The sequence below is a fragment of the Anaerolineales bacterium genome (assembly GCA_003105035.1).
Lineage (GTDB): Bacteria > Chloroflexota > Anaerolineae > Anaerolineales > UBA4823 > FEB-25.
The window spans coordinates 1-19,503 of record PQAL01000013.1 but is presented as its reverse complement, the minus strand read 5'-3'; the positions used below and the strand labels follow the sequence as shown (position 1 = coordinate 19,503).

17 protein-coding genes, 3 tRNA genes and 1 riboswitch are annotated in these 19,503 nt (G+C 52.4%); of the genes, 13 read left to right on the top strand and 7 right to left on the bottom strand.

Annotated elements, in window-relative coordinates:
* Position 1 precedes the first annotated feature (1 nt).
* The 3 genes from C3F13_06100 to C3F13_06090 are packed head-to-tail and all read right to left on the bottom strand — an operon-like array spanning position 2 to position 2,652.
* Positions 2–769 (bottom strand): ABC transporter, encoded by a 768-nt coding sequence (locus C3F13_06100; protein ID PWB54588.1) that lies wholly within the window; start codon positions 767–769, stop codon positions 2–4.
* Positions 770–785: 16 nt separating this feature from the next.
* Positions 786–1,835, bottom strand: coding sequence for a hypothetical protein (locus C3F13_06095; GenBank protein PWB54587.1), 1,050 nt, complete (start codon positions 1,833–1,835; stop codon positions 786–788).
* Positions 1,836–1,857: 22 nt separating this feature from the next.
* Positions 1,858–2,652, bottom strand: a complete 795-nt coding sequence (locus C3F13_06090) for an ABC transporter permease (protein PWB54586.1) — start codon at positions 2,650–2,652, stop codon at positions 1,858–1,860.
* 88 nt (positions 2,653–2,740) lie between these two features.
* Positions 2,741–2,876, bottom strand: a riboswitch (FMN riboswitch).
* Between the two features lie 169 nt (positions 2,877–3,045).
* Here C3F13_06090 and hrcA point away from each other — a divergent pair.
* The 5 genes from hrcA to prmA all read left to right on the top strand — a co-directional run bounded on the left by hrcA (position 3,046) and on the right by prmA (position 9,043).
* The gene (hrcA, locus tag C3F13_06085; GenBank protein ID PWB54585.1) at positions 3,046–4,086 is read left to right on the top strand and encodes a heat-inducible transcription repressor HrcA; all 1,041 of its coding nucleotides are present in this window, start codon (positions 3,046–3,048) and stop codon (positions 4,084–4,086) included.
* Between the two features lie 16 nt (positions 4,087–4,102).
* Positions 4,103–4,696, top strand: a complete 594-nt coding sequence (grpE, locus tag C3F13_06080; protein PWB54584.1) for a nucleotide exchange factor GrpE — start codon at positions 4,103–4,105, stop codon at positions 4,694–4,696.
* Between the two features lie 51 nt (positions 4,697–4,747).
* On the top strand, positions 4,748–6,673 hold the full coding sequence (locus tag C3F13_06075; GenBank protein ID PWB54583.1) for a molecular chaperone DnaK: 1,926 nt from the start codon (positions 4,748–4,750) through the stop codon (positions 6,671–6,673).
* A gap of 262 nt (positions 6,674–6,935) precedes the next feature.
* Positions 6,936–8,060, top strand: a complete 1,125-nt coding sequence (gene dnaJ, locus C3F13_06070) for a molecular chaperone DnaJ (protein ID PWB54582.1) — start codon at positions 6,936–6,938, stop codon at positions 8,058–8,060.
* On the top strand, positions 8,060–9,043 hold the full coding sequence (gene prmA / locus C3F13_06065; GenBank protein ID PWB54581.1) for a 50S ribosomal protein L11 methyltransferase: 984 nt from the start codon (positions 8,060–8,062) through the stop codon (positions 9,041–9,043). Before dnaJ ends, prmA begins: the two co-directional genes overlap by 1 nt.
* A 45-nt stretch (positions 9,044–9,088) precedes the next feature.
* On the opposite strand, the gene hutU is transcribed toward prmA, so the two are convergent.
* Both hutU and C3F13_06055 read right to left on the bottom strand, forming a co-directional pair.
* The gene (gene hutU / locus C3F13_06060; GenBank protein ID PWB54580.1) at positions 9,089–10,741 is read right to left on the bottom strand and encodes a urocanate hydratase; all 1,653 of its coding nucleotides are present in this window, start codon (positions 10,739–10,741) and stop codon (positions 9,089–9,091) included.
* 153 nt (positions 10,742–10,894) lie between these two features.
* Positions 10,895–11,305, bottom strand: coding sequence for an Rrf2 family transcriptional regulator (locus C3F13_06055; protein PWB54579.1), 411 nt, complete (start codon positions 11,303–11,305; stop codon positions 10,895–10,897).
* Between the two features lie 217 nt (positions 11,306–11,522).
* On the opposite strand from C3F13_06055, the gene C3F13_06050 reads away from it, so the two are divergent.
* Positions 11,523–12,851 carry a UDP-glucose 6-dehydrogenase gene (locus C3F13_06050; protein ID PWB54578.1) on the top strand — a complete coding sequence of 443 codons (1,329 nt, stop codon included), beginning with the start codon at positions 11,523–11,525 and terminating at the stop codon, positions 12,849–12,851.
* A 182-nt stretch (positions 12,852–13,033) separates the two neighbouring features.
* Entirely contained in the window at positions 13,034–13,963 is a 930-nt protein-coding gene (locus C3F13_06045) for a hypothetical protein (protein ID PWB54577.1), read from the top strand.
* Between the two features lies 1 nt (position 13,964).
* On the opposite strand, the gene C3F13_06040 is transcribed toward C3F13_06045, so the two are convergent.
* Both C3F13_06040 and C3F13_06035 read right to left on the bottom strand, forming a co-directional pair.
* The gene (locus C3F13_06040; protein ID PWB54670.1) at positions 13,965–14,615 is read right to left on the bottom strand and encodes a class I SAM-dependent methyltransferase; all 651 of its coding nucleotides are present in this window, start codon (positions 14,613–14,615) and stop codon (positions 13,965–13,967) included.
* 84 nt (positions 14,616–14,699) lie between these two features.
* Positions 14,700–15,317, bottom strand: a complete 618-nt coding sequence (locus C3F13_06035) for a hypothetical protein (GenBank protein ID PWB54671.1) — start codon at positions 15,315–15,317, stop codon at positions 14,700–14,702.
* Positions 15,318–15,690: 373 nt separating this feature from the next.
* Between C3F13_06035 and C3F13_06030 the strand changes: the two genes are divergently transcribed.
* The 6 genes from C3F13_06030 (at position 15,691) to C3F13_06005 (ending at position 19,495) form a co-directional block, all read left to right on the top strand.
* Positions 15,691–16,749 (top strand): PIN domain nuclease, encoded by a 1,059-nt coding sequence (locus C3F13_06030; GenBank protein PWB54576.1) that lies wholly within the window; start codon positions 15,691–15,693, stop codon positions 16,747–16,749.
* Positions 16,750–16,764: 15 nt separating this feature from the next.
* Positions 16,765–18,159: a cysteine--tRNA ligase gene (locus C3F13_06025; protein PWB54575.1), complete on the top strand. Its 1,395-nt coding sequence runs from the start codon at positions 16,765–16,767 to the stop codon at positions 18,157–18,159.
* Positions 18,160–18,203: 44 nt separating this feature from the next.
* Positions 18,204–18,968, top strand: coding sequence for a 23S rRNA (guanosine(2251)-2'-O)-methyltransferase RlmB (locus C3F13_06020; protein ID PWB54574.1), 765 nt, complete (start codon positions 18,204–18,206; stop codon positions 18,966–18,968).
* Between the two features lie 173 nt (positions 18,969–19,141).
* A tRNA-Thr gene (locus C3F13_06015) sits at positions 19,142–19,217 on the top strand.
* A gap of 114 nt (positions 19,218–19,331) precedes the next feature.
* Positions 19,332–19,414, top strand: a tRNA-Tyr gene (locus tag C3F13_06010).
* Between the two features lie 8 nt (positions 19,415–19,422).
* Positions 19,423–19,495 (top strand) — tRNA-Thr (locus C3F13_06005).
* Positions 19,496–19,503 lie beyond the last annotated feature (8 nt).

Genomic DNA, 19,503 nt, shown 5'->3' with positions numbered 1-19,503 from the left:
ATTATTCGATCGCTGAGCGGACCTGCCTGGCTAATTCTGAAAAGCGCGTTGAGTAGCGAATATCCTCTTCACGGGGTCGCGGAAGGTCGACGGTCAGATCCAGGCGTAAATGCCCTGGGCGGGGGCTGAGCACCAGGACCCGGTCGGCCAGGAAGAGCGATTCACTGATCGAGTGGGTTACCATAACCACTGTTTTTCGCCTGGCCTGCCAGATGCGGGTAAGCTCATTGCCCATGCGCTCGCGGGTGAGGGCATCGAGCGATCCGAAGGGCTCGTCAAGGAGTAGGATATCCGGTTCGTGGATCAGCGCCCTGGCGATAGCTACCCGTTGAGCCATCCCCCCTGAGAGGTCGCGGGGTAGTGAATTTTCGAATCCCACCAATCCCACCAGCTCAACCAGCGCCTGGGCTTTGTCAAGGGCCGCGTGGTGGGGTACGTGCTGGATTTCAAGGGGCAGCAGGATGTTATCCATCACTGTTCTCCACGGCATCAGGTTAGCTTTTTGAAATACCATGCCTACGCCATGCTGTGGAGCCATCGGTGATGAATTTCCAAAAATCACCTCGCCTCTTGTTGGAGGCAACAACCCGGCCAGGTTACGCAGCAAGGTTGTCTTACCCGACCCGGAAGGTCCAAGTACACAGACAAATTGCTCTGCATACACAGAAAACGAGATATCATCCAGGGCGTGCAAACCGCTATTCCCATCTGGAAAGACGGTCGTCAGGTGCTTGACCTGAACCATAGGTTCACCGGCTGGGAGGATCATCTCAAAAACTCACTGGCTATTTCGTGGGAAGGAAATCGTTACTGAATGTCTGGCTGATATCTAGCGGTGTGGTCAGGAAGGCGATATCCAGCAGCACCTTTTGCGTGTTTTCCCAGGCCACCGGATCTGAATATCCGATCTGATCGGCGTTCCATAGCTCAATCGAAGTAAGCAACACCTGCTTTTGAATAGCCTGATCAGCCTGCTTTAGTCCTTCCACGTACTTCAGGCAGGTCTGGTAGGCTGCGTCAGGATCGGCAATCGTATCTGCGATGCCCTTGATGATGGCCTGATCCATTCGCCTAACCAGGTCGGGGTCTTGGCTGATGGTGTTCTGATTGGTGATCAACCCATTCGACACCAGATGGTCGTAATCCTTGACGCGGATTTCATCCACCGGGTAGCCCATGGCACGCAGCTGGATGGGCTCGTTAGTGGTGTAGACCACCACAACCTGATCTTGATCACTGACCAAAACTTCCACCTGGTTATAACCGATGGAATCAAGCGTGACATCACTCTCCTTCAAACCTGCTGTGCTCAGCAGGGCACGTAAGCCGATATAACTTGTGCCATATAAGCCGGGCAAGCCGATTTTTTTGCCTTTTAAATCCTCCGGCTTCAAGATGCCTTGCCCTGACTTGGAAACCACCGAAACGGGATAATCTTGATACCAGGCCAGGACGTACACAACGGGAAGACCTTGGGCGCGAGCTAATAAAACCTGGTCACCAGAGACGACCGCGAATTGGATCTCATTAGCTCCTACCAGGGCAACGGCATCCGTTTCCATGCTGTAATCGAACTCGATGTCGATGCCCTCTTGGGCGAAATACCCTTTTTCCACCGCCACATAGAGCGGGGCAAACTGGACGTTGGGGATGTACCCCAATGGCAGACGGACATGCACCAGAGCGGGAGCCTGTGTAGAGATGGGTGTTGTGGGCGCGCTCGTGTTTGTGGGAGCTGGTGTCGTTCCGGTAACAGGCGTCCCGGTGGAAATGGCACAGGCAGATAACATACACACCAGTAGCGAGAATGTGATCAGTCTGGTTGTTCTGTTCATAGGTTCTCCTCTATGTAACTTCTCAAGCTTTTGCCGGCACTTCGGGATTCAACAGCACTTCATTCTCGGGTCGCTGTTGCCACCATAACAACTTCTTTTCAAGCAATGAGACCAGGCCGTATAAGATCAATGCCAGGGCAATCAAGGTGAAAACCGAAACGAAGACGAGGGCGGTATCATAGACGCCACGCCCCACATTGACCAGGAATCCCAACCCACTCTTGGCACCAACGAACTCTCCCACCACCGCCCCAATGACAGCCAGGGTAGCCCCGATGCGCAACCCGCCTAAAAATACAGGCAGGGCAGCCGGCACTTCGAGGTTCTTGAGAGTCTGCCAGCGGGTAGCTTGCAATGAGCGCATCAGATCACGCAAATCTTCAGGGACTGAACGCACACCTACGACCGTGTTGACCAACACCGGGAAGAAAACGACCAGGGCACAGATCAAGACTTTCGAAAAAAGACCTGGGCCAAACCAGATTACGAGCAAGGGGGCAATGGCTACAATTGGAATTGCCTGGCTGGCAATAATATATGGGGAGAGCAAGCGTTCCAGGTGGATTGAGCGCGCCAGGAAGTATCCCAGCACGGTTGCCGTGGTAACTCCCAGTGTCAATCCCACCAAAACTTCTAGCAGAGTTACCAACGTGTTGCGCAACAAGGTACCGTCCAACAATGCCTGGATGAAGCGAGCTCCCACCTGCTCAGGTGAAGGGAGGATAAAAGCTGGGAACCTGCCAAACCAGACTGCTAGCTGCCAGGCCACCAGCATCAGCAGGATCGACAGGAGAATTAACCACGGTTTCGTCTTCATATAATAGTAATGCCCCGAAGGGTACTCCGGGGCAAATACATTTGACTTTACAGAATCTCCCACTCTGTAGGGAGGCTCTGAAAAGAAAAACAACCTTCTCTCATCCGGACTGTACCGTCGGCTCCGGAATTTCACCGGCTCATGCCTGTTAATTTGGCTCGTGGGCTATACCACCGATCGGGAATAGGCGAACTTTCCGCCATCACCCTGCCCCGAAGGAATTATTCGATTAGTACTATTATATCGAGAGTGCTAAAAAAAATCAACCAGACCCTTGTTAGAGTTTTATAAGAACCTCCCACCCCCGCTTGACTTACCTTATTCGTCATGGTATCATAGAAACGTTCTATTTAGCACTCTCATGCCGAGAGTGCTAAATTATAGGCAGCTCAAATGACTACACTAACCGAACGTCAAAGATTAATCCTTGCCCTCATCATTCATACCTATGTGGATACGGCTCAGCCGGTTGGGTCAAAAGCATTAATCGAAAGATATAAGCTCGACACCAGCTCAGCGACGATCAGGAATGATATGGTTGAGCTGACTGAAGCTGGTTACTTGCGTCAGCCTTATACTTCAGCCGGGAGAGTCCCGACGGAGGAAGGCTACCGTTATTTTGTGCGCCAATTAATGGGCCAAACTGAGTTGCCCATGAACACCCGCCGGACGATCACGCACCAGTTTTACCAGGCTGGAAGGGATGTCAACCGTTGGATGCGCCTGGCCGCGTCAGTCTTGGCGCACCAATCCCAGGGTGCTTCGCTGGTTACTTCTCCCAGGCCTGAGTCGGCCCGCTTCAAGCACCTCAGCCTGATCTCTACTCACGGGCGGCAGGTCTTGATGGTGATGGTATGGACGGGTGGGCAGGTGCGGCAGCAAATGCTAACCCTGGCTGAACCGGTTTCGCAAGATCAGCTGACGGCAGCGGCCAGTCATATTAACCTGGTATGTGAAGGGTTGGATACAGAAGCTATCACCGCATTACGCGATCAGTTTGATGCTCTTGAGCAAGATGTGGTCAAGCTGATCCGTGAAGAATTCGATCGGATGAAGCTGTTGGTCACCGGTGAAGTCTTTCGTGATGGTTTGACGAATGTGCTTTCTGAGCCGGAATTTGCCGAATCTGAATCAGCGCGCAAGGCACTGCGTGTGCTTGAAGAACGTTCCATGTTGGAAGATTTGCTCTCACGCACGGTGTTGACCAGCGGGATGGATGACGTCCAGGTGTTGATCGGTGGGGAGGGCACCTGGGAAGACCTGCGTGATTGCTCGATCGTTTTAGGGCGCTATGGGGCACCAGGTCTGGTCACCGGTGCATTAGGCGTGCTCGGACCTACCCGTATGGCATATGGGCGTACTGTTTCTGCAGTGCGCTTTGTTTCGGGTTTATTGAGTGATCTGGTGATTGAAATGCTCGCTGAAGATAATTAAGGAGAGTGGCGATATCATGACTTCAAAAAAGCAAAAGTCAGCTGAAAAAGATACCCCCGAGGTGAACTTGCAGGAAGAGACTGCTGTGCCTGCGCAGTCGGAAGAAATTAACGAGGTACCGGCAGTCATACCTGAAGAGGAAATCGAACAATTACGTGCTGAGCTTGATCAGGCGTTAGCAAAATCCAATGAATATCTCAATGGATGGCAACGTGAGCGGGCAGAATTCATTAATTATAAGAAACGCATCGAGCGCGAACAATCCCAGGGGGGTCAGAATGCCCTTGGGAACGCCATCCGCAGGTACCTGGATATTGCCGATGATCTTGGGCGGGCTCTGAAAGATAAGAACCGACCGACGGAGGGGAATGGGGCGATCTGGGCGGAAGGCATCGACTTGATCCACCGCAAGCTGCTCGCAGCTTTTGAAGCCGATGGAGTCAAGCTGATTGATGCGAAGGACCAGTTCTTCGATCCAAACCTGCATGAAGCCATATCTCACGAGGACAGCCCGGACCACGAGAGTGGTCAGATCATCGACGTAGTACAGCCCGGATATACCCTGGGTGAGCGGGTAATTCGCCCGGCGCGCGTCAGGGTGGCACGGTAAATATATCGTGGAAATTATTACGGAACTATCATTAACAAGGAGAATCATAGAATGGGAAAAATAATTGGTATCGATCTTGGCACAACCAACTCGGTTGTGGCGGTGATGGAAGGTGGCGAACCCACCGTGATCCCCAGCGCTGAAGGTGAACGGCTTATTCCTTCCGTGGTGGCAGTGAATAAGAATCACGAACGCCTGGTAGGACGCGTGGCGCGTAACCAGGCAGTTGTTAACCCTGAAAACACAATTTTTTCGATCAAACGCTTCATGGGCCGTAAATTTGATGACCCCGAAGTTAAAAAGGCATTGTCGCGAGTGCCTTATAAAGTTGCGAAGGCACCCAATGGAGATATTCGCGTGGTGCTGGACGGGCGCGAGTATTCTCCCCCTGAAGTATCAGCCATGATCCTGGCCAAGCTTAAGGTCGATGCTGAAGCTTACCTGGGCGAGACGGTCACCCAGGCGGTCATCACCGTACCAGCCTATTTCAATGATGCCCAACGGAATGCGACCAAGGATGCTGGGAAGATCGCCGGCCTGGAAGTGTTACGCATCATCAATGAGCCAACTGCCTCCTCACTGGCTTACGGTCTCGATAAGAAAAAAGACGAGGTCATTGCGGTATATGACCTGGGTGGGGGTACGTTCGATATTTCAATCCTGGATGTTGGAGATGGGGTTTTCCAGGTCCGTTCCACCAGCGGTGATACCTTCCTGGGTGGCGATGACTTTGACATGCGCCTGATCGACTACCTGGCAGACGAATTTAAAGCTGCCAATGGGATCGATCTTCGCCAAGACCGCCAGAGCCTGCAGCGATTAAAAGAGGCATCCGAGAAAGCCAAGATTGAGCTTTCCAGTATGATGCAGACCGAGATCAACCTGCCCTATATTACCGCCGACGCCTCCGGCCCGAAGCACCTGGTGATGAATTTGACCCGCTCTAAGCTGGAACAGCTGACCGGTGATTTGATCGAGCGCAGCCTCACCCCGGTGAAAAACGCCCTACGAGATGCCGATATGGACACTTCCAAGATCAACGAGGTCGTCCTGGTGGGTGGCATGACCCGCATGCCTGCTGTACAGGAAGCCGTACGCAAGCTGTTCAATAAAGAACCCCATAAAGGTGTGAACCCCGACGAAGTGGTAGCGATCGGTGCTGCCATCCAGGCGGGAGTGCTAGGCGGAGATGTCAAGGACATCCTGTTGGTGGATGTGACCCCACTTACCCTTTCAGTGGAGACCCTGGGCGGCGTGGCTACACCTTTGATTGAAAGGAACACCGCCATTCCCATCCATAAGAGCCAGGTTTTCTCAACTGCCTCCGATAGCCAACCCCAGGTGGAGATCAACGTCCTGCAGGGTGAGCGGCCGATGGCAGCCGACAACAAAAGCCTGGGTAGGTTCATCCTGGATGGAATCCCACCTGCCCCGCGTGGTATGCCGCAGATTGAAGTGACCTTTGATATCGATGCCAATGGCATCATCAAAGTGACTGCGCAGGACAAGGCTACCCAGCGAAGCCAACACATCACCATCACAGCTTCCTCAGGCCTTAACGATTCAGAGGTCGAGCGTATGCGCCGTGAAGCTGAAACGCATGCCGATGAAGACAAGAAACGGAAAGAGCTGATCGAAGCAAAAAATACTGCCGACAATGCAATTTATACTGCCGAGAAAGCCGTGCGGGATTTCGGTGACAAGGTGCCGGCGGATGTACGCAGCAAGGTTGAGTCGGAAGTTGCTAATGTCAAGCAGGCTCTTGAGACTGAAGATCCAGCCAGGATCAAGAGTGCCACGGAGCAACTCTTCCAGGTAGTCCAGCAGATTGGTGCGTCCGTTTACCAACAGGGTGGTCCGCAGGCTGGTCCGGCAACAGGCGACCCAGAGCAGGGTCCTGAGCAAGGTCCTGAAGGTGGCCAGCGACCTGGTGGCAGCGATGACGATGTTGTGGATGGTGAGTTCAGGAATGCATAATCTCTAGCTATATTTTGTTCAAAAGTTGGAACAGGATTCATCGATAACAACGCAATGTTAATCAGAGAAAGAAATAACCTGGCATCCTATCCGTGAGCAATCCCGAGCTTGGCTTGAGGCTCACGGATAGACTGCCAGGAATTTTGGTAAAAATATATATTATGCGAAGGCAACTGCCTCTATTTTGCGTAAGTAACTCGAGACGAAGGGATGATGAATAGCATGTAAACCTCTCAAGGTTTCATGTTGTTTAACAACGATCATGGCGAAACGCGATTACTACGAAGTCTTGGGTGTGTCACGTACTGCCACATCCGATGAGATTAAGGCTGCCTTCCGCAAGCTGGCCCGGCAGTATCATCCTGACGTCAGCCAGGAAGCCAACGCAGAAGAGCACTTTAAAGAAATTAATGAAGCATATAGCGTGCTCTCAGATGCCGATAAACGCGCGGCCTATGACCGTTTTGGGCATGCCGGTGTACAGAATACCGGGGGTGTGCCAGATTTCACGGTTGATTTCGGTGATCTATTCGATGAGTTCTTCGGAGGATTTGGTGGTTTTGGAAGGAGCACCAGCCGCCGGGCACGTAACGCTCCCCGGCGAGGGCCTGACCTGCAGATCAATGTCGACCTTTCTTTCGAGGAGTCAATTTTTGGGATTGAAAAGGAGATCGAGATCACCCGCGATGAAGTGTGCGAAACATGCGGCGGTAAAGGGGCTGAACCCGGCACCAGCCCAATACGCTGCTCGACCTGCAATGGGACGGGTGAGGTACGCCAGGTGCGCCAGACCCTGCTCGGCTCCATGGTGCAGGTATCAACCTGCCCGGTGTGCAATGGAAAGGGCGAAACCATTGCCACAGCCTGCCATACCTGCAACGGACGTGGGTTGGTGCGTCGAAATCGTAAAAAGGTGGTCTCAATCCCTGCTGGTGTAGACAATGGCAACCAGATCAGGCTGGCTGGTGAAGGGCAACCAGGTGAAAATGGTGGCCCGAACGGGAACTTATACCTGGTGATACGCGTGCTTCAACACAAGTATTTCCGGCGTCGTGAAAATGACATCCTGCTTGACCTGGACATCAACATTGCTCAAGCCACCCTCGGAGCAGAAGTGGATGTGCCGACCGTGGATGGGAGTACAAAGTTAAAGATCCCGGCAGGCATACAGCCTGGGAAGGTATTGCGTATGCGTGGGAAAGGTGTTCCGCACCTGCGTGGGAATGGCCGCGGCGACCAGATGGTAGTGGTCAATGTGGAAGTGCCGCGTAACCTGACCTCTGAACAACGCAAGTTGATGGAAAAATTGGCTGAAAGCCTGGGCAGTGAAGTGAGACCGGCTGAAAAAGGGTTTCTGGATTGGTTGAAAGACACCCTGGGCGGGTGATGCAATTCCTTCCCGATATACATCCGATATTCTTTAAAAAAAGTGATTCGATGGCAGAAAAGTATTGGCTGGAAGTAAGCCTGACATTAAATGGGGAGCTGGCCGAAGCAGTTGCCGAGGTGCTTGCCCGCTACCTACCAGATGGTGTAGTCATTGAATCGACCGCGGTGAGGGCTGGCCCGGCTGATGAAAATGGAGAAACGGTTGGGCCACTCAGAGTGTGTGGTTACATCCCCGCTGATGAGAGCCTGGAGGATACCCGGCAGAAGATTGAGCAAGGCTTATGGTACTTGGGGCGTATCTCACCGATCCCTGAACCTGAATTCAAAATAATCCAGGAAGTCAATTGGATGGAAGCCTGGAAGGAACATTACCACCCCATCCCAATTGGCAATAAATTGATCATCCAGCCAGCCTGGATCCCGGTTCAGGATAATACGCGCATCCCGGTGCGGATCGACCTGGGTATGGCCTTCGGGACAGGTACCCACCCAACCACTCAGCTATGCCTGGCGCTAGCTGAAGATTATCTCGCTTCCCAGGCACATCCTGCTCACATAAGGATCATTGATATTGGCTGTGGTTCGGGGATCCTTTCAATAGCGGGTCTGTTGCTAGGCGCAGAGAAAGCCCTCGGCGTGGATATAGATGCCGAAGCCTATCGGTCATCCGCCGAAAACGCTGCTTTGAATGAAGTGAGTAATCGCCTTGAGTTGGGTGTCGGCTCGGTGAATGAGGTAATCGCGGGTAAGTTCGGCATCCATCAGGCGCAGCTGGTGTTTGCCAATATCCTGGCACCGATATTGATCCAGCTGCTTGACCAGGGATTGGGTGAGCTGGTGATGGACGGCGGATGCATAATCTTATCAGGCATCCTGGTAGAGCAAGGCCAGGAAATGCAAGACGCCTTGATACAGCATGGCTTCCCATTCATCGAACAGCGGCAGATCGGCGATTGGCTGGCTTTCTCCGCTCGTCGATAACACCACCCTGCTATCAATCTAACAAAACTAGGTATTAAATAAACCTTATTTCAGCATCGGCATCTTGAGACCATGCCTTTTCGCGGCCTCGATGGCGATTTCATAGCCTGCATCCGCATGGCGCACAATGCCCATACCCGGGTCGGTGGTCAAAACCCGCTCCAGGCGTGCGGCTGCTTCAGCAGTCCCATCTGCCACGATCACCTGGCCGGCGTGCTGGCTGAAGCCGATGCCTACGCCTCCGCCATGGTGGAACGAAACCCAGGTCGCCCCACCCACAGCATTGATCAACGCGTTCAGGATAGCCCAATCACTGACCGCATCCGTGCCGTCCAGCATCCCCTCGGTCTCACGGTTGGGTGAAGCGACCGAGCCGGCATCCAGATGGTCACGCCCAATCACGATCGGTGCTTTCACGATGCCTTCAGCCACCAGGTTATTAAAACAAAGCCCGGCCTCGGCCCGTTCGCCGAACCCAAGCCAGCAGATGCGCGATGGTAGTCCTTGGAACTGGACTTTTTCACGCGCCATTTTTAGCCAGCGGTGCAGGTGGAAATCCTGGGGGAAGAGCTCGACGAGAGCCTCATCCGTCCGGTAGATATCCTCCGGGTCACCCGAGAGAGCCACCCAGCGGAAAGGTCCTTTGCCTTCACAGAAGAGGGGACGGATATACGCTGGAACAAAGCCTGGGAATTCGAAAGCCTCCGTCACTCCCTCATCATATGCACGCTGGCGCAGGTTGTTGCCGTAGTCAAAAACTTCGGCGCCTTTTCGCTTGAATTCCAACATCGCTTCGACGTGTCGTGCCATGGACTGCATCGAGCGTTTGTGATAGTCATTCGGATTGTTGATACGCAGCGCATCGGCCTGTGAGACGCTCAAACCGCTGGGGACGTACATCAGCACATCATGAGCAGGTGTTTGGTCGGTGACCACATCCGGAATTATGCCCCGCATCGCCAGCTCGGGGTAAATCTCAGCTGCATTGCCGATCAGGCCGATGGATTTGGGGATTTCTTTCTTCTGATATTCCTCCACCAAGGTCATGGCTTCTTCGAGGGTATCCACCACCATATCCACATAGCCTGTCTCAAGGCGGCGTTGAGCATGGGCGGGATCCACCTCAACGATCAACCCCACCCCCTCGTTCATGGTGATCGCCAGCGGCTGGGCGCCGCCCATTCCGCCCAACCCGGCGGTCAGGCAGAACTTGCCCTTGAGCGATCCCCAACCCCGCAAATGTGCCAGGGATCCCAAAGTTTCATAGGTACCCTGGAGGATTCCCTGGGTGCCGATGTAAATCCACGAACCGGCTGTCATCTGGCCGAACATCATCAAACCGCGTGCAACGAGCTGGTCGAAGTGCTCCTGGGTGGCCCAATGCGGCACGAGATTGGAGTTGGCGATCAACACCCGCGGGGCATCTGGATGGGTCTTAAAGACCGCCACCGGCTTACCCGACTGGACCAGAAGGGTCTCATCGGTCTCCATCTCCTTGAGAGTAGCCAGGATGGCATCGAAACACTCCCAGTTGCGGGCAGCCTGCCCGCGCCCGCCGTAGACCACCAGGTCTTGCGGGCGCTCCGCCACTTCCGGGTCCAGGTTGTTCTGGATCATGCGGTAAGGGGCTTCGGTGAGCCAGGATTTGCAGGTTAGCTGAGTACCGCGTGGGGCGCGTACAACGCGTGGAGTTGACATGGTTCCTCCTGCTAAGCTATGTGTACGAAAAGACTTGTGGAGGTGATATCTGGCAGTTTGTTTAAAAACCAGACATCCCTTCCTGGTTGATTATACGCCAGGAAGGGTGAGAAAGACAATTATGAATGTTTAAGCGATCAGTCGGGTGCCAGGTTAATTTGTGGATACTTTGGCAAATTGGGCAAAATTAGCTTTCGAAAGGTGATCGACAAGCATTTTCTGCGCATCGCACCAGACGGGCTTGAGTGGGCAGCTGTCATCGTACGTGCAGGTCATTGAGTCGCCGACGCAATCGTTCAGTAAGATTGGTCCGTCAATGGCTTCGATCACGTCCAGCAGGCTGATCGCTCCGGCGGGTTTAGCCAGTGAAACACCACCTCTTGCACCACGCGAGGTTTGAAGCAAACCTGCTACTGATAATTGAGAGACTATTTTCGCCAGGAACGAGGGCGGAATATTCTTTTCCTGAGCAATCTGACCAGTGGCTGCCCGCTGATCGGGTTCTAATTGGGCAAGATATACCATTGCCCTAACTGCATAATCTGCCTGTCGAGTGATCTGCATAATAAACTCCCATATTTTGATAAGAATACTATGATTAATTGTTTATATTTTAGACTAAAATAGGCCGAATTACAAGTGACAGGTGTCATGCCAAAAATATGATTGTCATCATCCCATAGCATGCACCTCAGGTGCCTAACAAAATTGATAAAACTCTCCAAACCACTTACCTTTATGATAAGATAATCACGTAATTTCATGATATGGAGGAGAATGGATGAAGCAAATCTGTGTGGTTGGTGTTGGCTATGTCGGTTTGGTGACCGCAGCTTGCTTTTCTGACCTGGGAAACAGGGTGATCGCTCTGGACGTCGTACCCGAAAAAATTGAAGGTCTAAAGCAAGGTAAGATGCCAATCTACGAACCTGGTTTAAAGGAATTGGTGGATCATAATGTTCAAGCGAAGCGGTTGACATTTACGACGTCATATGCAGAAGCATTAGAAGGGACCGAATTTGTTTTTATTGCAGTTGGCACGCCCATGGGCGTGGACGGCGAAGCCGACCTTCACTACGTGGAAGCTGCGGCGCGTGAGATTGCCGTGAGTATGACCGGTCCGTTGGTAATTATTAACAAATCCACCGTGCCCGTCGGTACGGGTGACTGGGTGGCCGATATTATTCGCCGCAGCCAAAAGCAGCCCATACCTTTCTCTGTGGTATCGTGCCCCGAGTTTTTACGGGAAGGCTCAGCCATCAGTGATTTTATGCAACCTCACCGCACGGTGCTTGGCTCTCTGAACCCTGAGGCTGCAGAGAAAGTGGCCCAGTTACACCTGCCACTGCGCGCTCCGATCGTCATTACCGACCTGCGGACCGCAGAGATGATCAAGTACGCCTCGAATGCGTTCCTGGCTACCAAGATCTCCTTCATAAACGAAATTGCGAATATCTGCGAGTGCCTGGGTGCGGATGTAAAAGAAGTGGCTATCGGGATGGGCTATGATGCCCGCATTGGCAAGCAGTTCCTGGATGCCGGGGTAGGTTACGGCGGCTCGTGTTTCCCGAAGGATGTTAAAGCCCTGGCATATATGGCCGCTGAAAAAGGACGCCACCCCCAGCTTCTTTATACTGTCATGGAAATCAACGATGACCGCCGAAGCATGGCTGTCGACCATATCAAGGAGTTAGTGGGCGAGCTGAAAGGGAAGATCATCGGTTTACTCGGCCTGTCCTTTAAACCTAACACCGACGATATGCGCGATGCCCCGTCCATAACCATAGCCCAGCTGCTGCAGGCTGAAGGTGCCACGATCAGGGCCTACGACCCGGTGGCTATGGATATCGCCATGCCATTGATGCCTGGTGTTGAAATGATGCCGGACCCTTACGCATTAGCACAGGGATGCGATGCGCTGGTTGTCCTCACTGAGTGGAACGAGTTCAAGCAGCTGGATAAGCCTCGCCTGCGTGACCAGATGCGCCATCCAGTCATATATGATGGGCGCAACCTTTATGAACCAGATGAAATGGTGAAATCTGGCTTCATATACCGCGGGGTTGGCCGGGGTTATAATGGCATGAAATCGGAAAAAGAAGCTGCTTAGAGGACTTCAAGCGTCAATCAATCTCAAAAATAACACTGGTTATACCTTCAAGTAGCATTTTCACCCACCTGGTCGGGGAATGTATCGAGCTGGTTCAGATTTTTTCAACACGTGAGTTTATGGTGATGAAATTCCCCCTTGTGAGGTATTAAGAGCACAGATCTGCTCATTAAGCTTGGCACATTCGGAATCAGCCAGAGTGTTTTAAGGACCATGTGACCACTCCTACCCCTCCCATCTGCAATTATGAAGATTCTAGCTACCAGACTGATTTTTGGGATCAGGGTGGACGCGTTTATGAAGATCAGGCAGAAGCCATTGCCCTCAGGCGGCTGCTCCCCAAAGGTGGCGAGCAGCTATTGGAGCTGGGTGCAGGAGCAGGGCGTAATACGCCAAGGTATATTGGCTATAAAAAGGTAGTCCTGCTGGATTACTCACTCACGCAGCTACAACATGCGCGAACACGCCTGGGCCAAGATGAACGATACACCTATGTCGCCGCTGATATCTACCGGCTGCCGTTTGTGGATGGTCTATTTGATGGGGCGACGATGATCCGCACGTTGCACCATATGGCCGAACCGGCTCTGGCCTTGAGACAGGTACGCCGCACATTACAACCGGGAGCCATATTCATCCTGGAATTTGCTAACAAGCATAACCTAAAGGCCATTTTCCGATATCTGATCCGCAAGCAATCCTGGTCACCTTTTTCGCATCAGAGCGTGGAGTTTGAAAAATTGAACTTTGACTTCCATCCCCAAGCGATTAAGGGTTGGCTGGCAGACACAGATTTTGCCGTGCAACAACAGCTGGCAGTATCTTATTTCAGGCTGGGAATTTTTAAACGCTTCTTGCCTATAAAAATGCTGGTCATCTTGGAATCCTGGCTGCAACCAACCGGGCAATGGTTTCAGTTTTCTCCCAGCGTGTTTTCCAGGTGCCTGGCAGTCAATGACACCCCTGTAGCTCAACCGGGCTCGTTTTTCAAATGTCCAGTGTGTGCTTCAGCCAACCTGGAAGGTCATGAAAATCACTTGCTTTGCCCAGGATGCTCAGCAAATTGGCCCATTCAGGATGGGGTATACGATTTTCGAGTCAAAACCAGCTAGCTCAGATCTTCTCAATTATCCACAAGTGGGATAAGCCGAAAACCTTCAGGGGGGTATTTTCCAGCCATTGCAGCAGGCGGCGTAAGAACCTGCCCATGGTGGGGAAGCGGTTAATAATGTTGTCGTATGCGCCAAAAATGATCTTTCGATCCGTGATTCGCACAGGCATTCCCTTGAACAGCTTTGCCAGATCGGAGCTCGAGTATACACGCACGTGCGGCATCAGCTGCTTCCGCAACTTCACCGGCAGGTAATGGATCAAGGGGATGTTACCGAAATGATAACGACCATGCCAGTAGATTCCGTGGGTTTCAAACGGGTAGCCCAGATTTGGAACGAACAGCACGATGATGCCCCCTGGGCTAAGCACGCGTAGCATCTCGCTGACCGACCGCTGGTCATCGCTGACATGCTCGAGGACTTCATGGCTCAGGATGACGTCAAAGGCATTCGCTGGGAAGGGAAGATGTTCGCAGGCACCATTGATCACTTGAGAAGAGTGGGCTTGAGCTTCCTTCGCCCGCTCCAGCTCATACTCCAGCCCAACGATCGACTTCACCTGCGAAGCGAGGTGTTGCAGGTACATCCCCACGCCACAGCCATTTTCGAGCATACGCCCCTCCAGGCGCTTCCCTGCTGCTGCGGTGATCATCTCCAGGCGACGCTCCTGCCCAGCGCGCCAAACATAAGAAGGCTCACCGCGCAAGGCTGCTTTTTCGAGATCGCGCTCCGTCACCTATTCACCTGCCTGCGGACCCTGCCACTCGGAGTACAGCTCGTTTTTAATGCCCAAGCGCATTAAAACGCGCCCAACCGTATGATTAATGATCTCCTCGACTGACTTCGGGCGGATATAAAACGCAGGGATGGGAGGAAAAATGACTGCACCGCATTCTGCAGCCTGGCTCATCAGGCGCAGGTGGCCCAGGTGATAAGGTGTCTCCCGAATGACCAGCACGAGGGGCCGACCTTCCTTCAGGGTGACGTCAGCAGCGCGCGAGATCAGGTCATCCGAATAGGAATTTGCCACGGCCGAGAGTGTTTTTATGGAGCAGGGGATGATCACCATCCCTAGTGTGAGATACGTCCCGGATGCGATGCATGCCCCGATATCATGGAAATCATAACTTGCATCCGCGAGAGCCATAACCTGATCCAAATTAAGATCGGTTTCATGCTGGATGGTCAGGAGAGCCGAGTCCGATATGACCAGATGCGTCTCAATCGGGGTGGGTTTAAGTGTTTCAAGCAGTCGGATCCCCAGTATGGCACCTGAAGCTCCCGTGATTCCAATGACTAATCGGCGTGGCTGGGGCAAAGGAGGCAGGGTTGGGTCAGGAGGTCCAGATAGCATGCTAATCTCTAGAAATTTGTTATTTGTTGGTGGTCCAGCTTCAGCCTTGAGATGAAGCCGAATTCCACTCGCTGGTGCGATTATATCAGCAGTGAATCGAACCCAACCAGGCAGCTTAAGATCTTCAATTTCCTGGAACAAATCCAATCATTAACGATATAATGCAATCAACATAAGCGGCGAGAAACCATGGGTATGAACCCTCACCGGGTCGAAATTCTTTTGCACTTATTTTCTTTATCTTGTTTATTACAATAAATGGTGAGGGGAATTTAGAAATCTCCGTCCAGGGCAAGTTATCATCCGTGGTCGGAATATCTTTACAGAATATCTAGTAAGATGGCTCTCGCAGCGATTTGAACGGGAGGCTGCAATGAGTGTTGAATTTATTTTCCGACTTATCGGAATGGTTGTGTTTGGTATTATTGGAACCTATTTGGGTATCCTGCTTGGAAATTCAACCGGCCAATCTCCAGAGTTAGCCGGCTTCATGTTATGCCTGGTGGGAATCCTTTTTGGGTTGATCATGACCCCATATTTCACCACCCGGCCACTCCGCTATATCCGCAGGACTTTATTGAGTGTCTCAACCCAGACGCTAGCTTCGGGATTGACTGGCCTGGTGGTTGGCCTGATCATCGCCGCGCTTCTGACGTTTCCGCTCTCACTCTTGCCTCCACCGTTTGGCAAGGTTCTCCCCTTCGTAGCTGTGGTATTGTTTGGCTATCTGGGTATCGCTGTGTTTGTCATGCGGCAAGCTGACCTTTTCTCACTATTCAGGGTCGGCCAGAGCCGATCGGGCGAGGAATCATCTTCAAGCGCTCAGCCACCCTCACGAACTGTCCTTCTAGATACCAGTGTGATTATTGACGGTCGGATAGCCGATATTGCCCGGACAGGCTTCCTGGTAGGCACCTTGCTGATCCCACGCTTTGTTCTGAACGAGCTACAGTTCATTGCCGATTCATCCGATAACCTGCGCAGGCAGCGTGGAAGGCGCGGGATCGAGGTGATCTCCCAGCTGCAGAAAGATACTACCACACCGCTTCGCATCAGCGACATGGATGTGGAAGGTGTGCGTGAAGTTGACGATAAGCTGGTTGTGTTAGCCCGCCAGCTGCGTTGCCCCATACTCACTAACGACTACAATCTAAATAGGATTGCTGAGCTGCAGGGGGTCAGTGTGCTCAACGTCAATGAGCTGGCTAATGCGGTGAAGTTAGTATTCCTTCCGGGTGAATCCCTGGAAGTTAATGTCATTCAGGAAGGTAAGGAATCCGGGCAGGGTGTGGGCTACCTGGATGACGGCACCATGGTGGTTGTTGAAGATGGTCGCAGTTACCTGAGCAAGAAGATCAATGTCACCGTAACAAAAGTTCTGCAGACTGCTGCAGGGCGGATGGTCTTTGCACGGCTGGAAAGAGAAGATTAACCCTGAGGACTGGCTATGGCTCTACGAATCTATAATACATTAACGCGACAGAAGGAAGACCTCCAGACCATCGAGCCCGGTGTGGTAACCATGTATGTCTGCGGCCCAACGGTGTACGATAAAGCCCATGTAGGGCACGCCATGTCTGCCCTGGTATTTGACATTATTCGCCGCTATCTTGAATATCGCGGTTTTCGCGTACGCCATGCCATGAACTACACCGATGTGGATGACAAGATTATCAACAAGGCGAACCAGCTCGGCATGGACCCAATCAAATTAGCCGAAAAGTATATTGAGGAGTTCGGGAAACACCTGGCTGACCTGAATATTTTACCGGCAACTGTTTACCCGCGAGCCACCCACGAGATTCAAAATATCATACAATTGATCACCCGCTTGGGTGAAGAAGGCTATGCATACGAAGTTAACGGCGATGTTTATTTCCGGGTTAGCAAGGATAAGCAGTACGGAAAATTGTCAGCGCGTCAGCTGGAAGACATGCAAGCTGGAGCAAGGATCAATATTGACGAGCGTAAAGAGAACCCGATGGATTTTGCGTTGTGGAAATCCTCCAAGCCCGGAGAGCCCGCCTGGGATAGTCCATGGGGAAAAGGCCGCCCAGGCTGGCATATCGAATGCTCAGCCATGAGCATGCACCACCTGGGTGAGCAGATCGACATTCATGGCGGGGGTAACGACTTGATCTTCCCGCACCACGAGAACGAGATTGCCCAGACGGAGTGCGCAACGGGTAAGCCATTTGCCCATTACTGGGTGCACAATGGCATGATGCAACTGGCCGGTGAGAAAATGTCGAAGTCATTGGGTAACCTGGTGACGATTGAAGATTTCCTGGCCTCCCACGAAGGTGATGTGCTGCGCATGATGGTGCTGAATTCCAGTTACCGTAATCCACTGACGTTCGGAGATGAGATCATCACTCAGGCTGAACGGGCTCTGGAGCGTCTGCGGCTTGCCCTTCGCCCAGCCGCTGATGGAAATGTCGATGAAGGTGAGCCGGTTAACAACCTGCAGCAGCAGGTGGAAGCCACGCGCAAGGGTTTCACTGATTGCATGGATGACGACTTCAATACCGCTGGAGCCCTGGGATATCTCTTTGAGCTGGTGCGGGTGATCAACCAGGCTAAGGATGCTGGGGTTACTGCCGGGATCGTTGGGGAAGCACAGGGCTTGCTGCGTGAATTGATGAATGTATTAGGCTTGCGTGCTGAACGCCCCTTGCAGGGTGGGGAAGCCACACCGTTCATCCAATTGCTGATCGATATGCGGCGTGAACTACGCCAGCAAAAATTATGGCGGCTTACCGACCAGATTCGCGCTCGACTCGTGGAACTTGGCGTGCTGCTTGAAGATACCAAAGATGGTACGACATGGCGCTGGAAATAATACTGCTTCCGGAGCTTGATGCTCCGGTTTTTTTTAGGTGAATAATGAAGGAATGGTTATACGGTCGGAATGCAACCTATGAAGCCTTGCTTGCCCAGAGACGGCAATTCTTCCGCTTGAAGCTGGCAACCGGGGTGGAAGAAAAAGGCCACCTGGCAGAAATAATAAAAATGGCTTCTATCTTGAAGCTTCCAATAGAAAGAGTCTCGCGTGGCAGCCTTGACTCACTCGGCTACGGTCACCAGGGTGTAGCCCTGGAAGCCAGTGGTTATCCATACAGCGCTGTTCAGGACGCCTTGCACCAAGCCGCCCGACGAAATGAAGCACCTTTTTTACTCATCTTGGATGTGCTGCAAGACCCTCAGAACCTGGGCACACTGCTGCGTACCGCAGAAGCAGTAGGGATCCATGGAGTGTTGCTGCCTTTCAAGCACACCGCCACAGTCACCCCTGCAGTGGTGAACTCATCATCAGGAGCTTCCGAGCACCTTTTGATTGTTCAGGTCAATCTTGCCCAGGCGATCGAACAGCTGAAGGCCGAAAATATCTGGGTGATCGGGTTGGAGGCGGGAACAGATGCCCAACCCCTGGATAAGCTTAATCTGAAAGGACCCTTGGCGCTGGTTGTGGGGGGTGAAGGCAGCGGCATGCGCACCCTGGTGCGGAAATCCTGTGATGCCTTGCTACAACTTCCCATGCAGGGCAGGGTGGAGTCATTGAACGCCGCGGTCGCTGGCTCAATCGCGCTTTATTTTGCATGGCAGGCTCGGGGATTTCACTCCCAACCCCCTAGTCAACTCAAAAGATAATGTTACCGAACGCCCCATTGACGATATCGCGAAATCCTGATAGACTCTCATCCCAGAACCTAGGTAAGATACCTGTTTTCAGGTTGAAGCCGGGTTTTTTTAATCTTGTCGCAAACATATGCGTCTGGTATAATGCAGTCCGCTTTAAGACCAGTACTTTTACAATTTAACCCGCCGACGTAGCTCAATCGGCAGAGCAACCGCCTTGTAAGTGGTAGGTTATGGGTTCGATTCCCATCGTCGGCTTCAGGTACAGCATCATCGTTACATGAGGATCAGTCAATTAGCCTCATTGTCCACCTCAAGGGTCGGGAGACAAGGGGACTAATTGACCAATTTTCGATGTAACGAGGCGACCCAATTGGGCGGTTACCCAAGTGGCCAAAGGGGACTGACTGTAAATCAGTTGGCAGAAGCCTTCGGAGGTTCGAATCCTTCACCGCCCACTTTTGTTGCCCTCATAGCTCAGACGGTAGAGCACATTCTTGGTAAGAATGGGGTCATGGGTTCAAATCCCATTGAGGGCTCTTGTTAC

What these genes read in the sequence shown, in the direction of transcription:
- C3F13_06100 (PWB54588.1), bottom strand. Translation starts at nt 769, where the DNA reads ATGATCCTCCCAGCCGGTGAACCTATGGTTCAGGTCAAGCACCTGACG.
- C3F13_06095 (PWB54587.1), bottom strand. Translation starts at nt 1,835, where the DNA reads ATGAACAGAACAACCAGACTGATCACATTCTCGCTACTGGTGTGTATG.
- C3F13_06090 (PWB54586.1), bottom strand. Translation starts at nt 2,652, where the DNA reads ATGAAGACGAAACCGTGGTTAATTCTCCTGTCGATCCTGCTGATGCTG.
- hrcA (PWB54585.1), top strand. Translation starts at nt 3,046, where the DNA reads ATGACTACACTAACCGAACGTCAAAGATTAATCCTTGCCCTCATCATT.
- grpE (PWB54584.1), top strand. Translation starts at nt 4,103, where the DNA reads ATGACTTCAAAAAAGCAAAAGTCAGCTGAAAAAGATACCCCCGAGGTG.
- C3F13_06075 (PWB54583.1), top strand. Translation starts at nt 4,748, where the DNA reads ATGGGAAAAATAATTGGTATCGATCTTGGCACAACCAACTCGGTTGTG.
- dnaJ (PWB54582.1), top strand. Translation starts at nt 6,936, where the DNA reads ATGGCGAAACGCGATTACTACGAAGTCTTGGGTGTGTCACGTACTGCC.
- prmA (PWB54581.1), top strand. Translation starts at nt 8,060, where the DNA reads ATGCAATTCCTTCCCGATATACATCCGATATTCTTTAAAAAAAGTGAT.
- hutU (PWB54580.1), bottom strand. Translation starts at nt 10,741, where the DNA reads ATGTCAACTCCACGCGTTGTACGCGCCCCACGCGGTACTCAGCTAACC.
- C3F13_06055 (PWB54579.1), bottom strand. Translation starts at nt 11,305, where the DNA reads ATGCAGATCACTCGACAGGCAGATTATGCAGTTAGGGCAATGGTATAT.
- C3F13_06050 (PWB54578.1), top strand. Translation starts at nt 11,523, where the DNA reads ATGAAGCAAATCTGTGTGGTTGGTGTTGGCTATGTCGGTTTGGTGACC.
- C3F13_06040 (PWB54670.1), bottom strand. Translation starts at nt 14,615, where the DNA reads ATGATCACCGCAGCAGCAGGGAAGCGCCTGGAGGGGCGTATGCTCGAA.
- C3F13_06035 (PWB54671.1), bottom strand. Translation starts at nt 15,317, where the DNA reads ATGCTATCTGGACCTCCTGACCCAACCCTGCCTCCTTTGCCCCAGCCA.
- C3F13_06030 (PWB54576.1), top strand. Translation starts at nt 15,691, where the DNA reads ATGAGTGTTGAATTTATTTTCCGACTTATCGGAATGGTTGTGTTTGGT.
- C3F13_06025 (PWB54575.1), top strand. Translation starts at nt 16,765, where the DNA reads ATGGCTCTACGAATCTATAATACATTAACGCGACAGAAGGAAGACCTC.
- C3F13_06020 (PWB54574.1), top strand. Translation starts at nt 18,204, where the DNA reads ATGAAGGAATGGTTATACGGTCGGAATGCAACCTATGAAGCCTTGCTT.